The following is an 18122-nucleotide window of genomic DNA, read 5'->3' on the forward strand; positions in this document are numbered from 1 at the left end:
CCTTGCACTTGTGCATAACAAAAGGCTACGGGGTACGCGGCGAACTTTGCCTTGCGGAACGGATTTTGCTATTACTTCGGACATATCACTATGCTTCTGTCCCACAGGATGAATTGATGGCACATACTCTTCTGGTTACGGGCGGCGCGGGCTTCATCGGCTCGGCTGTAGTCCGCGAGATGCTTTCGGCCAGCGCTTGGCGCGTGGTCAACGTGGACAAGCTCACCTACTCCGGCAATCCGGCCTCCCTGGCCGATGTGGCGGACAATCCGCGTTATAATTTCATCCAGGCCGACATCGCGGATGCTGCGGCCATGCGCGCGGCCTTTGAAATTTTTGAGCCGGACGCGGTCATGCATCTGGCGGCGGAAAGCCATGTGGACCGCTCCATTGACAGCCCGGCGGCCTTTCTGGAAACCAACGTGCACGGCACCTTTGTCCTGCTGGAAGAGGCCCGTCGTTACTGGAAAAGCCTGACTGCCTCGGGTTCCCCCAAGGCTCGGGATTTTCGTTTCCATCATATTTCCACAGATGAGGTTTTCGGCGATCTGAGCGGCGGCCAGGGCTTTTTCACTGAAGAGACGCCCTATGCGCCCAGTTCGCCCTATTCGGCCAGCAAAGCGGCTTCGGACCATCTGGTGCGGGCCTGGCAGCGCACTTACGGCCTGCCAACTCTGGTGACCAATTGCTCCAATAATTACGGGCCGCGCCAATTTCCGGAAAAATTGATTCCTCTGACCATTCTCAATGCCCTGGCCGGGCGGGAGCTGCCTGTGTATGGCGACGGCGGCCAGATCCGCGACTGGCTCCATGTGGAGGATCACGTGCGCGCCCTGCTCCTGGTGCTGGCGCGTGGGCGTGTGGGCGAAACGTATGCCGTGGGTGGGCACTGCGAAAAAAGGAATATCGACGTGGTGCGCGCCATTTGTGAACTTCTAGAAGAAATGGTGCCTCAGAAACCGGCGGGAGTCAGCCGCTATGCGGATCTTATCCGCTTTGTGCGCGACCGGCCCGGCCATGACGGGCGCTATGCCATTGACGCCTCCAAGATCGCCGCGGAGCTGGGCTGGCGGCCGCGCGAAAGTTTTGCCACCGGCCTGCGCAAAACCGTGTGCTGGTATCTCGACAATGAAGCCTGGTGGCGGGCCGTGCTGGACGGCAGTTACCGTTGCGAACGCCTGGGAACCCAGGTCTGAGGAAGGGAAGAGGCATGGACTACAAAGGCATTGTTCTGGCCGGCGGCACGGGCACGCGCCTGCACCCCATTACCTTGGGCGTGTCCAAACAGCTTCTGCCCATTTACGACAAGCCCATGATCTATTATCCCCTGTCCGTGCTCATGCTGGCGGGCATCAGGGAAATACTGGTCATTTCCACGCCTTTGGACCTGCCCCAGTACCAGCGCCTGCTGGGAGACGGCTCCCGTTTCGGACTGAGCCTGAGTTACGCCGTGCAGCCCGAACCCGCAGGCATTGCCCAGGCCTTTCTTATCGGCGAGCGCTTTCTGGAGTCGTCGCCGGTTTGCCTGATTCTGGGCGACAATATCTTTCACGGCCAGCATTTCACCGAAAAACTTTTGCGCGCCGCTTCCCAGCGGCATGGAGCCACCATTTTCGGCTATATGGTCAAAGACCCCGAACGCTTCGGCGTGGTGAGCTTTGACGATGCGGGCAAAGCCATGGCTATCGTGGAGAAGCCGACCAAGCCCCTGTCGCCTTTTGCCGTCACCGGACTGTATTTTTACGACCACGTTGTAGTGGACATCGCCAAGGATATCCTTCCCTCGGCGCGCGGCGAGCTGGAAATCACCAGTGTCAACCAAGTCTATCTTGAACGCGGCCAACTGCGCGTGGAAAAACTGGGACGCGGCTTTGCATGGCTGGATACAGGCACGCACACCAGCCTTCTGGAGGCCTCGGCCTATGTCCAGACCATTGAGGAACGCCAAGGGCTCAAGGTCGCCTGCCTGGAAGAAATCGCCTGGCGGCAGGGCTGGATAGACGACGCGGCCATGGAACAGGCCGGACGTTTTTTTGCCAAAACCGGTTACGGGCAATATCTGTTGCGCCTGCTGCGGACACGCTGAAGGAAAAAACATGGAATTCAAGAGGTTGGCCCCTAACGGTCCAGTGCTGATGATCCCGGCTGTCCACGGCGACGAACGCGGTTTCTTTATGGAAACTTTTCGCCAGAATGAATTTGAGGCCCAATGCGGCCCGCATGCTTTTGTCCAGGACAACCACAGCAAGTCCCGGCAAGGCGTCCTGCGCGGCATGCACTATCAGCTCCGGCAGCCTCAAGGAAAACTTGTGCGGGCGATTCGAGGGCAAGTCTATGATGTGGCTGTGGATCTGCGTGTTTCCTCTCCCACGTTCGGCAAGAGTTTCGCCGCCCTGCTGGATGATGTGAATCACCATATGCTCTGGGTACCGCCCGGCTTTGCGCACGGCTTTCTGGTGCTGAGCTCAGAGGCGGAATTCATATACAAGTGCACAACGTATTACGCGCCTGATGACGAATACTGTCTGCGCTGGGATGATCCAGTTCCCGGCATTACATGGCCATTACTCGCCAAAGAACTTGTCGTCTCCGCCAAAGACCGGGAAGGACTTGCCTTTGCCGATTGTCCCAAATATCATTGAACGGAGCGAAGATGACAAACAGACTCCCCCTCATTTCAGTCATCATTCCCACATATAATTACGGCCGATTTCTTCCTGACGCCGTTAAAAGCGTGCTAGATCAGAAAAAAGACGGGCTGGCAGTAGAAATCATTGTCGTGGACGACGGTTCCACGGACGACACTGCTGATGTGGCTCAACGTCTGGGTTCGTCCATCCAGTATATCTATCAGGAAAATCAGGGGCTTTCAGCAGCGCGCAATGCAGGCATCCGGGCTGCCCATGGTGACTACCTTGTTTTTTTGGATGCCGACGATTTGCTGACCTCTGGAACACTGGCAAGCCATCTGGACAATTTTGCAGTCCATCCAGAATTGGACGTCAGTGTCTGCCTGAGCCTTCAGACCTTTTCATCTGACAGCGAAAGACGCAATTATCTGTGGCCGCTCAAATGCGCCCATCTGGATATGCACCTTTGCCACAGTAATATTTCTCCAGTGCATACCTTTATGCTACGCGCCGAAGCCGCACAGGAAATCGGCTTTTTTGACCCCGATCTCAAGGCCTGCGAGGATCAGGACTATTGGCTGCGTTGCGCCGCTCTGGGCAAGCGTTTTGGGGCCAATCCCGAGGGCTTGGTCATTTACCGGCAGCACGGCCAAAGCATGACCAGCCAGATGTCACGACAGTTGGCCCATGACGGTGCTATTCGTTTTAAAATCAGCAGATTGCTGGAAACCAGACCGGACTTTCCCCGGGCCGGAAAATTTTACGGCTGGCTGGCGCACGCTGCCGGAACCATAGGTAGTGCTTGCGGTTTGTACCAACGCGCTTCGGATTTTGCCCTGAGGCTGATGGACGAGTCGGCCCAAGGCATACTGAGAGCCGCAGCACTGGCAGATCAAGCGAAGCCGGAGGATATGTATCTGCCTCTGGCGGAACGCTACTTCGCCGGGGAATACCTCTTGCGGGCCAAAAATTTTGCCGCCTTCTCCAGCCGCAGCCAGGAAAAGGCAGTCAGCTTTCTTACAAAACACTATTCTCAGCTTGCCCTGGACAACGATGCATTGGATGCAAAACAAAAAAAAATTTTCCCTCGGCTATGTTGTGGCAAAGAGAGAATGATGACGACAATCAAAGCACATTACACTCGCTGATCTAGATTAACTTGCTAGTTATTGCTATCTCAAAGTCAGCCTGTTCTAAATAATTTAAATTGGCCTATTCTAACGCTGTATCGCTACTGTCAATCCTTATTGGCGACAACATAGCTATGCGAAGATTGACAGCAGCTATAGCTGATTCCTTCGGATAAATGATCTTCTGAAACAGCAAAGCGTTTCAAAGATAATTTTTTATAGTATATATATTTATTTTGAATTACTGTTTTATTGAAATGTCTCTAAGGCTATCATAACGCATTATCAAAAATACACAAAGATCTTGTTGGAGACATGGCATGACAGTTTCGGAATTTATCAAGGGCGCCCCCATGCGTCCTCCCTCACATTTTATCGGCCCTATCGCTTGGTGGAGCGATTCATTAACCTGCGGAGGAATTGAGCGCCAAGTAGTAGCTAGCGCTAAGTATTTTCAAGAACGAGGTCGACAAATTACTTTACTCTGCTATAATATTACCTATGAGGGAAATAATTTTTTCCTCGAAGATGCCAGATCTTGCTCTAAAGTTCTAGAATTCTCACTTAAGATGATAGATCACGACTTATTTAAAATAGCGCGCCACATCATTACAAATTTTATTGATGACCTTTCTCCAGTTCTACGTGACAGCATTTCTGCCTATACCGCATGGTTGATATGTATACGGCCACGCATATTGCATATTTGGAATGCCGATAATCTCGCAACATTGTTGGCCGCTGTCATAGCTGGTGTACCTAGAATTATTATCGCCGGGCAAAGTCTTTCCCCTGCACAACGAGCGCCATATGGCTTTGAAAGTGTTAATGATCAGGCTGCGTTCTGTATTCTTGCCAATATCATGCAATTGCCCAACGTGTTTATGACCAATAACAGCCGGGCTGGATGCAGGACATATGAAGAATGGCTGGGCCTGCCTCTAGGAACAGTTTCCCTTACTCCAAATATCTTTGATTTGAAAAAATGGCCGCATCCTGATGTTGCACAAATGGGGAGGCTACGTCAGAACCTAAGTATTCCTAATCACGCACGTATACTCGGAGGTCTGTTCCGGTCTGTTTCAATCAAAGATCCAGAACTTTGGGTCAGCACTGCTATTCGGGCCTGTTCGACCATACCAGACCTTTACGCTGTTGTCGGCGGCCCCGGCAATCAGGACTTCATGCACTTCATCGCCCATACGCCCTTTGCCGGACGCATTCTTTTTCCCGGCCTCATCAAGGATGTACCTGCATTTTTATCCCAATGTTCAGTATTTCTGCATACGGCCCATGTGGAAGGCCTGCCTAATGCCATTCTTGAAGCTCAGAGCTATGGAATTCCTGTGGTCACTACCCGTTGCGGCGCAGTAGATGACGTGGTGGAGCACGGGAAAAGCGGTTTTGTAGTGGATGAAAGAAATGAGGTTGTTCTTGCAAAACATGTTGAATATTTACTTGCTGATGAAGAATTTTCCCGCCGCGCGGGTCAAGCGGGACGGGAGCGGGTGGCCAGGGAATTTTCCCCTGAGCGAGCCGGAGATATGCTATGGCGAATGTACGATATGGTTTTGGCAACGACATCAGACCCGGCGCCTGCCATAAACACGGAAGATACAGCTTGCGAAGCTGTGGAATTAGGCGATGCTGTATGTCCCTTGGTCAGTATTGTCCTGCCGACCTATAATCATCTTGCCTTTCTGCCCCAGGCAGTTGATTCTGTTCTTAAACAGGACTATCCAAACTTCGAACTGATTATCGTGGATGACGGTTCCACCGACGGAACGCATGACTATCTGGCAGGCCTTTCTTCACCCAAAATACGGACGCTGAGTGGTCCCAACACCCGCTTGCCCACAGCATTGAACCGGGGCTTCGCGTTGGCACGTGGCGAATATCTGACATGGACTTCAGCGGATAATATCTGCCTGCCGCATTTTTGCGGCAGGCTGGCCAGAGCATTGCAGACCTTCCCACAGGCAGGCTTTGCCACAGCACCTTTTGCCATTGTCGACAGGCAAGGTTTCATCACGGGGAAATTGGAAAGCAAAATTTCATTGGACCGGATGTTGGCGAATAATGCGGGAGTCGCGGCCTTTATGTATCGTCGGGATGTGGCTCAAAAAGTCGGGCAGTATGATCCCGCCCTGGAAGGTGCCGAAGACTGGGATATGTGGCTGCGTCTTTTAGAGGTCACCAAGGTAATCCATGTACCATACGTCTTGTATCACTACCGGAATCATGACAATTCCCTTACCGCCACGATATCGGACAAAGTTCGATTATCTTCAACCCGTACAGCCGCTCGGGCTTTGCGGCGCGTGGAAAAAAGCGGAGGCGTGAGAGCGCTTTTTCCCCAGATCGCGCATTGCAAGGATAAAGAGCTCGCTTTTTTTCACGCCCATTTGATACTGGGCAGCAGGTTTCTGGAACCATCTTCTTTTCTTAAGGGCTTTGCCGCCAAATACTTGGGGACGGCATATGCGCAACATCCCGACGATCTTGCGGCTATGGGCAATTACGCTGTGGCATTGGCATGGCATGGACGTTGGAAGGATGCCGAAGATCTGTTCCACAAAGGGGAAATCAGCGCCCCGGAACAATTTGTTCAACTCAGAGAGCACTGTGCAAAACAACGCCGTTATATCGGTACAGATTCTTTCTGCTGCCCGACGTTCGCGCTTCCCGAGCTGAAAGAAAGCGAATTACTGCAGCAAGTGGCAGCTTCACAGCTCAACTATACTGATTTCTAATCGCGCCATAAAGGCAGGATTTTGTATGCTTCAAAAAAAAGATGTAAAATCTGAGGTCGAATTTTACCTCGTTGATGCCTTTGAGATATATCATTATTTACCGATATATTATGAGCTTATAAAGCGTGGCGTTAACACAAAAATAATTTCTGAACCATGTTCTATAAATATTGGCGGCGGCTATTTTGATTACAATACAGCTATTAAAATTTTAGAAGAAAACAATATTGACTATTCCACAGAGTGCAATCCAGATGCATGTGTTTCTATTACAACACAAAGATCTAATATTTTAAAAAAATATAAAAATACTAAAATTCATTTATCTTATGGCGTTAGTCTGATAAAATCTATTTTTAGCCTCAGCAACGAATCCTGCTTCGGCTTTGATGCCAGAATTTTACATGGTCTTTTTTCCCAAAAAAATCTTATCCCCTATATGGATAGGGACGTACTCTATCCTATCGGCTACCCAAAGCATGACAGCTATTTTAAAAACAAACCAGAAAAAAATGTTCTCCTGCATCAACTTGACATAGCTACCAATAAACCTATTCTTGTCTATCTTCCAACATATGATGAAGATACGTCCATACAATTATTTGGAAATGAAATAGGAGTATTGCGGGATAAATTTTATATACTTACCAAGCCGCATCATTGTACAGCAAGACTACCAGAAAAATCATATGATCTTGAAAGACTTTATGCCATCTCTGACAAAGTTCTTGATGGAAATGCTTCTTTCACGGACATTTGTAGTTGTGCTGATTTTTATATTACCGATGCAAAAAGCGGAGCCAGCCTGGAATCCCTCTATATCAATTCCAAACCGGCAGTTTTTCTTACCCCGCGAAATGGGCCAGCCCTTAAACAATTTTACCCGGAACTTTTTGAAATTGCGCCTGTCATCAATGCCAAAAACCATCTTTCCACATATATAGAAAAATTTTTTGAAAATACATTTCCTGTAACTACAGTAGATATCGAATATTTTTTAGGAAAAAGAGATGGCCATTCCAGTGAGCGCGCAGCAAATGTTATCATGAAATACTGTCAGGCTTCCCCAAAAAATAAAATATCAATTGCGAAAAAATGCAATACAGCTGATACTATGACCCCAATCCAGCACAGCGCCTGTAATGCCATAAGCTGGCTACATACGCACTCATCCAATGGAGGAGCCAATGTCAGCCATAAAAATACCGTCCCTTATCCTGAGGTTACCGGCTACCTGATCCCCACCCTGCTGAAATGGAATCAACCGCAACTGGCTATGTGTTATGCCCGCTGGCTGTTAACGGTACAAAATGCCGATGGCTCTTTTTCCGGCCCAGGCATGACAACACCTTTTGCTTTTGATACAGGGCAGATTATCCGCGGGCTCGCAGCTATCGTTCCTTCTTTACCCGAAGCGGAAGTGGCTCTGGAAAAAGCCTGCGACTGGATTATGCGCACAGCCACACCCGAAGGCCGGCTGGCCCTGCCTGAAAATATGAACGGGTGGCGTCTGCCGGACGGCCGTGGGTTCGTTAATGAAGCCATCCACCTCTATGTGTTGCCGGGGCTGGTCACGGCAGGAGATGTTCTCAACAAGCCCGAGTATGCCCACTTTGCCCGGTGCTCACTGGACTACTATATTACACACTGCAATTTGACCAATTTTCTCGCGCCCAACATGCTGCTGCATTTTTACTGCTATATTCAGGAAGCGCTTTTTGATCTTGGCGCTGACGATATTTGCCGCCTGGGTATGCGCGTATTGGAGGATATTCAGGGGGATAACGGCCTGATACCCGCGTATGCAAATGTCTCGTGGATCTGCACACCGGGCCTGATTCAGTCTGCTCTGGTCTGGCTCAAGCTGAAAGATATGGAACACGCCCTGCCTGCCTTGCGTCTGGCAGGTTCGCTCCAGACGGCGTCGGGCGGATTTCCCGGCAGTGTCGGAAACGGCGCGATGTACTTTCCCGACGAAGAACTCTCCTGGGCAGCCAAATTCTGGCTGGATGCGCTGCAGCACTATGAACAGTACGATGTCCCCCTTGATCAATCCGATTCTGTAGCCGTATATGGAGAGGAAGTCCGTATCTTTTCGGAAAAGGAAATACCCATCATCAGTCTGGAACAGGCGGCCATAAAACATCTCGAGTCCGAAAAGCGCATGGCGGCGCAGTACGACTCTCCCGCTACGGCGGAAAGCGAGCTCGATTCTGTGCCCACCCTTCTGGATTGGGGGCGCAGGGCCGAGGCACTGGCGCTGGTAAAACATGCCCTATCAGCAATGGACGCAACTACATGGGATGCGCCTGAAAAACTGTTCCTGCAGGGTGATCTGATCCGTGTCTTCCGGCAGCCTGAAGTGCGGATGATGCAAGGCGATGCCCCGTTGAAGGAACTTTGTCTGAACGTATTTCGCCGTCAACGGCAAACCGTGCATGAAGCTCCCGGTCTTTTTTACTGCTTCAACGAGCTGTTGCATGCCGGTATGACGTTAGGGGAAAAGAGCTGGGCGGATTGCGCCCGAAGTTGGGCCACGCGCCAGGGAGGCTTGCCGGACCAGCCGCCTTCGGTACATCTGATTTTGGAATCTGTCGGCGTGGGGCAGTTGCTCACCCCCGCCAATGGCGTGGCCTTGCTGCGCAAAGTGGCGGCAGGCATCGGCCTTCCGCCCCAGGCCGGGCATATGCAAAAAACATATGCATCCCTTTCTCTGGCGCTTGCGTGGGGCGCATGGACGCTGGGTGATGACGAGCTGGGACAGTCCGCTTTCTGCCGGGCCGTCGCCGCCCTTGCGGACGGCAACAGCAAAGCGCTGCAATCCGATATTTTCGACGCACTGACGGCAAAGGCCTTTCTGGATGCCCTTTCCGCCATGCAGCGCTGCCGTTTTGCCTTGGAGTTTCCGCTGTTCCAGGATGACATCGCCTCTGACGACGGCCGTTTGCTTTTCGTACGCGATACTCTGCCGTGCTCTCCCGAGGCTCGCATTCTTGATATCGGCACTGCCAAAGGACGTTATTTGCGCAGATTACGCGCAATGGGCATCACCGCGCACATGACGGCGCAGGATGTGCATCCCAGCTTTTTCCGCTTCATGCCCAAAGGAGTAGCGACAGGCATCGGCACGGTGCTGCGCACCGGTTGGGATGACGCCGCCTTTGATGCCGTGACGCTTTGTGAAGTGCTTGAACATTGCATTGATCTGCCTGCGGCCGTCAGAGAGTTGAGCCGCATTCTGAGCGACGGCGGCAAACTGATTATCATTGACAAAAATATTGATCGGCTTGCCGCCTGGCCCGGCGGCATTCCGCCCTGGGAGCAGTGGTTTGACAGGGAAGCACTGGCGGACCTGCTCAACAATAATGGATTCACCGTTGAAAATATTGCGGCCGACTTGCCCTATGAAAACCGCCGGGACGGCCTTTTCTTCGGTCTGGCCGCTACCCGAAAAAAGGTATAACGGTCGCGCCCTATGAAAAAGGTACTTGTTATCGCCGGTACGCGGCCCGAAGCCGTCAAGCTGGCCCCAGTGGTACACGAACTGCGTCGCAGGCCGGATGATTTTGAGGTGCACCTCTGCTCCAGCGGCCAGCACCAGAGCATGCTTGAACAAACCCTGGCCGATTTTGGTCTCAAGCCGGATTCTTCTCTCGGTGTCATGACCGGCAATCAAAGCCTTGCCGGACTCAGCAGCCGCCTGTTTGCCGAAGTGGACAACATACTTGATACGCTTGCCCCTGATGTGGTTCTTGTGCAGGGCGATACGACGACTGTCCAGGTTTCAGCCCTGAGCGCCTTTTACAGGCGCATTCCTGTTGGCCATGTGGAGGCGGGCTTGCGCACCTGGAATCTGGACTCCCCCTTTCCTGAAGAGCTGAATCGACGCGTGGTTGGACTTACGGCGCGCTGGCATTACGCCCCCACCGAACGTGCCAGGCAAAACCTGCTGGCAGAGCGCATCAGGCCGGAAGCCGTTATCGTTACGGGCAATACCGTCATTGATGCGCTGTATATGACGCTTGACACGATCCGCCGCCATCCGCCGGTTCTGACGCCCCGCATTGAGGCGGCTCTGGCGCAAAACCACCCTGTTATTCTGGTTACCGGACACCGCCGGGAAAGTTTCGGCGACGGCTTTCAACGCATTTGCGCGGCCTTGAAAAAAATAGCCCTGGCCCTGCCCCATGTCCGGATTATTTATCCCGTACACCTTAACCCGCATGTACAGGGCCCGGTTTTCGAAATGCTGGGGGAAGTGCCCAATATCTTACTGGAAGCTCCCCTGCCCTATACGGCATTTGTGCGCCTGATGGATGCCTGTACGCTTATTCTTACAGATTCCGGCGGAATCCAGGAGGAAGGCCCCTCACTGAACAAGCCCGTTCTCATCATGAGGGATGCCACGGAACGCCCCGAAGGGATAGAGGCGGGAGTCAATAAATTGGTGGGCACCGATACGCAACATATTTTTGATGAAGTCGTCGGGCTTGTAAGCAACCCTTCGGGCATCGCAAAAATGCTGGAATCCGCCAACCCCTATGGCGACGGCAAGGCGGCACAACGTATTGCCGAGCATCTGAAAATACAATAATATTTTTAGCAGCGTTATTGCCACATTTAGTATGCATCACATTAGAATAGAGGTTTTATATGCCCGCTTCTCCCACCGACATGATTCTGAAAAAACTCCAACAAAAAATGTATGAAGCGGAGCATTATAAACGCCTCTGGCAGAGCTCTCAGGCGCAGCTCGACTATCTGAAAGAACATGCCGATATTACAACATTAAAGCCCGCTACAGGAAAATTGCGGCAGGAACAACTGGAACTGGTTGATTTTGCCAAGAATTTTTTTGAAGAAATTAAGGAGCTGAATATTAAGCCTTTTCTTATTGCAGGAAATTTGCTGGGCGCGGTTCGTCATAAGGGATTTATCCCCTGGGATGAGGATCTGGATTTTGGCTTGATGCGGGAAGACTATGACAAGCTGGTCAATTTTTGCAAAAAACACTATATTGTAACAGACTACACAAAAAATTATAAAAAAAGTGAATGGAATTCTGTTATTGGATACAGCGAATTACGCCCATATTTAAAAAAATATCCCAACCAATATATTTTAGATATCTGGCTTGATCAAATCCAAATTTTTTATGGAACATCCATAGGAGACAGAAAGGCAATTGACTTTTGGGCATATGACTTTTATGATGAAAGCTATTCTTTTGCAGAACATAAAGAATATTTGCAATATATTTCGCAAAAAAAGTCTACTATAGATAATATTGCAGAAATAATTAATTTCTTGGATCAAGAAATAAAATGCAATAAAAATATAGTCAGAGAAAGTAAAAAGATTTACTTTGGCATTGATTGCGTTATGTCTTATAGCAAGCCCTTTAATACTAATTTTATACCATATGATATAATATTTCCACTAAAAAAACTACAATTTGAAAACACTGAATTTTATGCCCCCAATAAGGAAAAAGAATATTTACTCTTTGAATTTGAAGATTTTATGAAATTTCCACCTGATTTAGGAATTGGCCATCATCATCTATATCGGGACAAATACATACAAAAATATGGCATATAACTCTTACCCTCAGACATAAAACAATTCTACTTGATGGGGTTTGATCTTATTTTTTGCCTTTAACCATTGAAACAAATTAGCTAACTCAGAATATGTATAAGTAAAATAGCTGAGACATTCACTCACGAAATATTTTAAGGCTCATAAAAAGCATGATATACATGATGCATTTCATGTTTTCTTGATTTTTAAACCTGTTACTGCGGATACTTTGTCTTATGATAAAGTTTATTTTTGATCTGGATGGTACTGTAACCGCCCAGGAAACACTCCCATTGATTGCTGACTTTTTTGGCGTGCAGGATGAAATAAAAGAATTAACCAAGGAGACTATTGCAGGGAATGTCCCCTTTGTCGAAAGTTTTATCAGGCGTGTTCATATTCTGGGGAAATTGCCTATACACGAAGTCGCCGAGCTGCTCGGCCAAGTTAAGCTGTACCAAAAGGTTGTGGACTTCATCCATGCCCACGCGGAAGACTGCATTATTGCCACAGGCAATCTGGACTGTTGGGTTGCCCGGCTTGCGGAACGGGTTTGTTCCCGTTTTTACTGCTCCGGCGGCTTGATTGAAAATGACCGAATAGCCAAATTGACAAGTATATTGAAGAAAGAAAAAGTTGTCACGTACTATAAAAATTTAGGCGCAACTACCGTCTTTATCGGCGATGGCAACAACGATATCGAAGCAATGCGGCTGGCTGACATTTCCATTGCCACAGGGCTGACCCATTGGCCGGCTCCCGGTGTTCTGTCAATCGCGGATTATCTGGTCTTCAGCGAGGAAGCATTATGCAGACAGCTCAATCAATTGTTATCAGTTGCGCGGGCATAGGCTCTCGTCTTGGGCTGGGGACGACTAAAGCCCTGTTGGAAATTGAAGGTCGTTCTTTAATAGCTTGGCAGTTGGAACTCTTCAAAGACGTGGAAGATGTGCGGGTTGTTATAGGCTATCAAGCCAACGAGGTAGTTAAAGAAGTACTAAAATACCGCAGTGACGTAATCTTCATCTACAATCACAACTATTTTGATACCAAAACAGGCGCCAGCTTTTACCTAGGTTCGCGCCACGCCAACAAATATGTTATCGAGTACGACGGAGATTTGTTGGTCCACCCTGATGATGTACGGCTTTGCCTCGAAACCGAAGGCGAATATATAGCCTACAGTGAAAAAATGTCCGATGACGCCGTATTTGTTGTTGTGGACAAGCAGGGTAGAGTTGTGAACTTCTCCACACAACAAGGCGATTTCGAATGGACAGGACCAGCCTGTATCGATCGTAATAAAGTCCACTATACCTCAGGAAATGTCTATAATCAGCTTGAGACCTTCCTCCCCATGCAAGGGCTCAAAATACGGGCCTGTGACATAGACACTTTTGAGGACTACGAACGTGCTATCCAGTTCGTGCGCGGCTGGAAGTCATAAATTTCATTTCTCCGCGACAAGAGCGTAAAAGTGTGTATTGTCCCAGCGATTACACTCTTTGGGATAGATATCGACGATTTCGACGTTGCCGAATCCAGCATCATGCAACAGGCGCACTTCTTTATCTATAAAACGATATTGTGCAAAATAATTTTCCTGCAATTCTTCAGAAAATCCATCTATAGTAACATCTTTATGCAGTCCAAATTGATTTTTAATAATCATTTTCCCATTTTTTGACAGATAATTTATATACTTTTTGTATATTGACATTGCTTCTCTCTCATTTACATAATGCATTAAGGCAAAAAGCAAAATTGTATCAAATTTTATATCGACAGAGAATTCAGCAATATTACTATTAATTACAGTAATCTTATTATTTTTTGCAATGTATTGTGTAAACTGAATGAATGGCTCAACAGCAATAATACTCTTAACATATGGAAAAAGTTTATTTACAATCAAGCCCGTCCCAGAACCGAGATCAAGAACTGAAGAATTATTGTCTGTATATTTCCGTATAAAAGCGGTATCAATATCTGAAAAATCACTATTTTTTGCCAATTTTACTGAATTAGGAGAAAGTTTCTCCGAGTGTGCCATTTTTTCAAAGAAATTAAGCGCATTATCATTCATAACAGCTTTCCCTCAAAATACATTGAGCCAAAACTTCAAGAGAATCTATAGCATTATAAGCACACTTGAAGTCTACTCGTATATCAGTGCATCCAATGATCAATAGATCCGCACCGGCACCGAACATTTCATCGGCAACACGCGTAAAGATAGTTTTGGGTCGATTCTCATGCCCGTCAGGAAGTAAACGCGATTTATTTTTTGTATTACATATACCGCGTGTAACCTCGCGTTGCAAATGCAATGAAGGATAAATTAATGTTGCATATGGCAGAAATTCCTCAAAATATGGTTCATAAACCCTCCCCTTAAGACAACCATCAGAAGCAAGTAGCCCTATATTTTTCTTTCCAGTTCCCTTTACCTGCATGATTACTTCATGGACAATGTTAATAAATGGCATACCAGATTTTTTCTCAAGTGTAGTTATTCCCCAATGCGCAGTATTGCAACACATCGCAATTTTTGTCGCTCCGGCAGAGCGCAGTCTTTGGATTACTTCAAGGTAGGCCTCGATATATGACGGCCCCTTCCCTTCAAGAAACATACTGCGTGAGGGTGCTTGCGTTGCCTGAAATATAATCATTTCCGGATGGTGCATATCCCGCACTGCTCCATCTTGCAACTTGGAAATCTCCATGATTTCAAGCAGCATATTTGTTGCAGCAACACCAGCCCCACCGATAATACCAACTATATTTTTCATTGTTGTTACCTCAAACAGGCGTCTATTGGAACAATTCACATTTGAAATGAGTGAATTGTTCTAAAAAGTCTCTCCGCTCTGTTCCGTCAGCCATTTCACATAATCCGGATATTGGCGTTGCAGCAACTCCAGGGCATTTAACTCGGCCAGCGCATAGCGCCGAGGAGTTTTGTTGCCCGTGCCCACCCAGTGTTTCAGGTATCGCGTAAGCTCGAAATGCCGGGCGCGCAGCCCGAGAGCGTGCATATCCCTGAACCAGGCCACGCCCGTATCAAGGTTTTCCGTACCGCAACGACGAAATGCTCCCGGCGTGAGGGCCGGACCCCATGGCGTGCAGAACGGACGGATCTTTTCCAGATCCAGCAGGCAGGCCCATTCGCTGACCCGGCATTCCGGCAGGGGCCAGGGCCGGCTGTCAAACATGCCCGCGAATCCCTCATCATAAGGCCGCACAAAAATACCGCGCTGCCGCGCCAGGGCATAGAGACGGCACAAGGCCTCATACTCCGGCCTGAATTCCGTATACCGCAACGGGCCGCATGCGCTGCGGCCCATAACCTCGCGCGTCAGTTCCTCACACCGTGCCGGACAGTTCCAACATTGCCCCACGGCTCCCACAGCGAAAGCGTCGCCCATTTCCCGCAGCATGTCGCCAAGAATATCGCGCAGCACCAGCACGTCGTTGTGCATCAGAAAAAGCTTGCGGCTCCGGCTCTGCTCAAAGGCATATTGATAACGGATGCCCAGCCGGTAGTCCGGATCGTCAAGCCGGGCGGGATCGACAGCTTCGCGTGCCAGCCAGAAATTCGGCTGGAATACCTGACAGCGCTCGTCCAACTCCTCTCGCAGATACCGGGCAATATAATACGGGCTGATGGCATCGTATCGCGAACCATACGGCTCAAACTGCAGCCAGATCACCCCCACATGCTCTCCGCTGTGCTTGAGCAGCGACAGCAGCGAGAGTGCGGTTTGAAACGGTTTGGCGAAAATATTGACCGCCACGTCCACCGTTTCAGCGCCCTCGGAAAGGGGTACGGGAGGCATTTGCCTGTCATCCATAACGGCTTATGCTCCCCTCCAATGCCGTGCGGGATCGATTTGCGACTCGCTCCTTTCATCCACCGGCCCGCCGCTTTCCTGCCCATCATCCGCCACAGGCGTTTCAATGGCCCGTTGCACGGCATCCGTCGGCAATTGTGCCAGCGCCGCCACCACAGCGGGATCAAAGCCGGGATCCTGGGAAAGCAGGCGCACCGCCTCATCCGGGCTCATGCCCGCCCGGTAGGAACGCGCGCTGACCATGGCGCAGAAAGCGTTGACCACCGCCAGAATACGGGCATTAGCCACGATTTCCTCACCCTTGAGGTGCCGGGGCTGGCCCGTGCCGTCCACGCGTTCACCCATCTGATAAACGGCTTCGGGCACCGGCAGGCCGAATTGCAGATCGTGCAGTGCTTTGTAGGCATATTCCGGCGCGCGCAGGACTTCCTGCTGTTCCTCGGGTGTGAGCTTGCCTTTCTTGGTCAGAAGATGATGCGGCACAAAGATCTTGCCCACCTGAGAGAGCCGCGCGGCTAGGCGCAGGGTTTCCCTGTCCTTGTCCGGCAGCCCCATGCTGGCGGACAATAATCCCGAAACCCGCTCCATTTTTTGCGAATGGCCGATCAGATTCACGTCCACGCTTTCAATGGCCCGTACCAGGGCGGCAATGCTGTTGGCCTGACGTTCGCGCGCGGCCTCGGCCCGACGGCGGAATTCCGTGATATCTTGGAAAATTCCCACGCAGCCGCCCTTGACCTTTGCCCCGTCTTCCTGATTGTCCTCAAAGGGAAAAAGCGTCACGCGGTAGAGGCGCGCGCCGTCAGGCCGGTCCAGAGAAATTTCAATGCTGTCCATCCGGCCGCTGCCGCTCACGCGCTCCATACCTTGGAGTAAATCAGATGCGGCCTTTTGCGGTAGCACGTCTGCCAGGGCCGCGTTAGCCATGTCCTCTTCGTTTCGGGCCGCGATCTGGCAAAATGCCGGATTACAGACCTGCACACGGCCTTGGCCGTCCACCAGCAAGAGCCCGGCCTGCAGCGAGGCATTGATGCTGTCCAGCATCAGCTTCTGCTGGCGAATCACCGTATACAGATGCTGGAAATGGCGGGCCGTGGCCCGGTGCGATCGGCTGACCATGCTGGCCCAGACAAAAGCCAGCAACAGGGCGACACCCAGACTGCCCAGCACGCCCAGGCCGTAAATCTGGGTGGCCTGTCCTTCCAGTTGGGAATCCACCAGAGAGGCGGGCACCTCCACGACCAAGCACCAGTCCAGGTCCGTGAGTTTGGCGCCCAGGGAGTAGACTTCTCCACCGCCTGCCAGGGCGTTGCGACGCATAAAAGGCAGATTCAGGTCATTTCCCGGCTGAAAGGCGGCCGGTACAAGGACGGCTTTGCCGTCACGCAACAGCACAACCTCCAGGCCTTCGGGGCCCCGATCCCAAATGCGCGGCTGGAAATCCTCATGCTGCTCCGGGCTCTGGGTCAGAAAACCGATCATGGCTTTTTCCACGGGCACGGTGAGCAGCAGAAAGGCCACAGGTTTGGGGTCGCCCTCGCCCAGCACCTCATACAACGGATCAACCATGTCCATGACCAGACCGTCGCCCAGATTGCGCACAGGGCCGAAAGTCAGAGCCCTGGCCGTATCGGCGCGGCGCACCAGCGCGATCTGCGCCGGGCTGAGAGATGCGGCCTGTGCCGGGGCCACCAGTGAAGTCCCGTCCGGAGCCACCACGCGGGCGGCCGTCCAGCCCCTGCGGCGCACGAAATCCTGCAGGATATCCTGCATATAGGAGAGCTGCTCGGCCATGGAGCGCAGGGCCTCATTCTCGCTCCGGGCCGCGTCGGAAGCGGAGAGCCGGGCCAGCCCCTCGGGCCCCAGGCCGCGCACATCCGCAGCGAACAGGCGGAACATTTCCGCCGAACTGATGAAACGCGCCTGCTCCACAAGTTTGTTGCGCCAGGCGCGGACGGATTCCAGCGACTTGTCCACCCAGGCCTGCTGGATATCACGCTGCTTGCTCAGAATCTCCTGGGTGGTGTACTTGAGCTGGAAATTGCAGAGCACAAAGGCCACGGCGGCCACCAGCACAAAGAGCAACAGGCCCACGCTCACCACGACGGTCTTTTTCATGCGGTACTGCCTGGCTACGGCCTGCGCGTTCATTTCCTGCATTTCCATATCAGT

Annotated in this window: 14 protein-coding genes; 10 read left to right on the forward strand and 4 right to left on the reverse strand. The window is 50.9% G+C overall.

The annotated features are described in order from the left end of the window. Positions 1-116: 116 nt before the first annotated feature. From rfbB to HMPREF0326_RS10970, 10 genes are all read left to right on the forward strand, one after another. Complete coding sequence (rfbB, locus tag HMPREF0326_RS10925) at positions 117-1196, forward strand: dTDP-glucose 4,6-dehydratase (protein ID WP_008683782.1); 1080 nt, start codon at positions 117-119, stop codon at positions 1194-1196. A 14-nt stretch (positions 1197-1210) separates the two neighbouring features. Further along, positions 1211-2086 (forward strand): glucose-1-phosphate thymidylyltransferase RfbA, encoded by an 876-nt coding sequence (rfbA, locus tag HMPREF0326_RS10930; protein ID WP_008683780.1) that lies wholly within the window; start codon positions 1211-1213, stop codon positions 2084-2086. A 10-nt stretch (positions 2087-2096) separates the two neighbouring features. After that, positions 2097-2642, forward strand: coding sequence for a dTDP-4-dehydrorhamnose 3,5-epimerase (gene rfbC / locus HMPREF0326_RS10935; RefSeq protein ID WP_008683778.1), 546 nt, complete (start codon positions 2097-2099; stop codon positions 2640-2642). 11 nt (positions 2643-2653) lie between these two features. Continuing rightward, the gene (locus tag HMPREF0326_RS15585; protein ID WP_020990525.1) at positions 2654-3778 is read left to right on the forward strand and encodes a glycosyltransferase family 2 protein; all 1125 of its coding nucleotides are present in this window, start codon (positions 2654-2656) and stop codon (positions 3776-3778) included. Positions 3779-4080: 302 nt separating this feature from the next. Then, positions 4081-6513, forward strand: coding sequence for a glycosyltransferase (locus HMPREF0326_RS10945; protein WP_008683776.1), 2433 nt, complete (start codon positions 4081-4083; stop codon positions 6511-6513). A gap of 25 nt (positions 6514-6538) precedes the next feature. Continuing rightward, entirely contained in the window at positions 6539-9976 is a 3438-nt protein-coding gene (locus HMPREF0326_RS10950; RefSeq protein WP_035073001.1) for a methyltransferase domain-containing protein, read from the forward strand. 12 nt (positions 9977-9988) lie between these two features. Next, positions 9989-11107: a non-hydrolyzing UDP-N-acetylglucosamine 2-epimerase gene (wecB, locus tag HMPREF0326_RS10955; protein WP_008683774.1), complete on the forward strand. Its 1119-nt coding sequence runs from the start codon at positions 9989-9991 to the stop codon at positions 11105-11107. Between the two features lie 59 nt (positions 11108-11166). Continuing rightward, on the forward strand, positions 11167-12114 hold the full coding sequence (locus HMPREF0326_RS10960) for a LicD family protein (RefSeq protein WP_008683773.1): 948 nt from the start codon (positions 11167-11169) through the stop codon (positions 12112-12114). Positions 12115-12332: 218 nt separating this feature from the next. Continuing rightward, positions 12333-12947 (forward strand): HAD-IB family phosphatase, encoded by a 615-nt coding sequence (locus tag HMPREF0326_RS10965; protein WP_008683772.1) that lies wholly within the window; start codon positions 12333-12335, stop codon positions 12945-12947. Then, positions 12905-13543, forward strand: coding sequence for a phosphocholine cytidylyltransferase family protein (locus HMPREF0326_RS10970; RefSeq protein WP_020990527.1), 639 nt, complete (start codon positions 12905-12907; stop codon positions 13541-13543). Before HMPREF0326_RS10965 ends, HMPREF0326_RS10970 begins: the two co-directional genes overlap by 43 nt. 3 nt (positions 13544-13546) lie before the next feature. Here HMPREF0326_RS10970 and HMPREF0326_RS16175 read toward each other — a convergent pair whose 3' ends face one another. Genes HMPREF0326_RS16175 through HMPREF0326_RS10985 form a run of 4 tightly spaced genes read right to left on the reverse strand, consistent with a single transcriptional unit; the run spans position 13547 to position 18116 of the window. Next, on the reverse strand, positions 13547-14182 hold the full coding sequence (locus tag HMPREF0326_RS16175) for a class I SAM-dependent methyltransferase (protein ID WP_008683770.1): 636 nt from the start codon (positions 14180-14182) through the stop codon (positions 13547-13549). Continuing rightward, on the reverse strand, positions 14175-14888 hold the full coding sequence (locus HMPREF0326_RS16180) for an aspartate/glutamate racemase family protein (protein WP_008683769.1): 714 nt from the start codon (positions 14886-14888) through the stop codon (positions 14175-14177). The genes HMPREF0326_RS16175 and HMPREF0326_RS16180 overlap by 8 nt, the downstream gene beginning before the upstream one ends. A 60-nt stretch (positions 14889-14948) precedes the next feature. Continuing rightward, positions 14949-15950: a hypothetical protein gene (locus HMPREF0326_RS10980; RefSeq protein ID WP_020990528.1), complete on the reverse strand. Its 1002-nt coding sequence runs from the start codon at positions 15948-15950 to the stop codon at positions 14949-14951. 6 nt (positions 15951-15956) lie between these two features. Then, a complete protein-coding gene (locus tag HMPREF0326_RS10985) occupies positions 15957-18116 on the reverse strand; it encodes an HD domain-containing phosphohydrolase (protein WP_020990529.1) in 2160 nt (719 codons plus the stop codon). Between the last annotated feature and the right edge of the window lie 6 nt (positions 18117-18122).

It is taken from the genome of Desulfovibrio sp. 3_1_syn3, assembly GCF_000145315.2.
Taxonomy (GTDB): Bacteria; Desulfobacterota; Desulfovibrionia; order Desulfovibrionales; family Desulfovibrionaceae; genus Desulfovibrio; species Desulfovibrio fairfieldensis.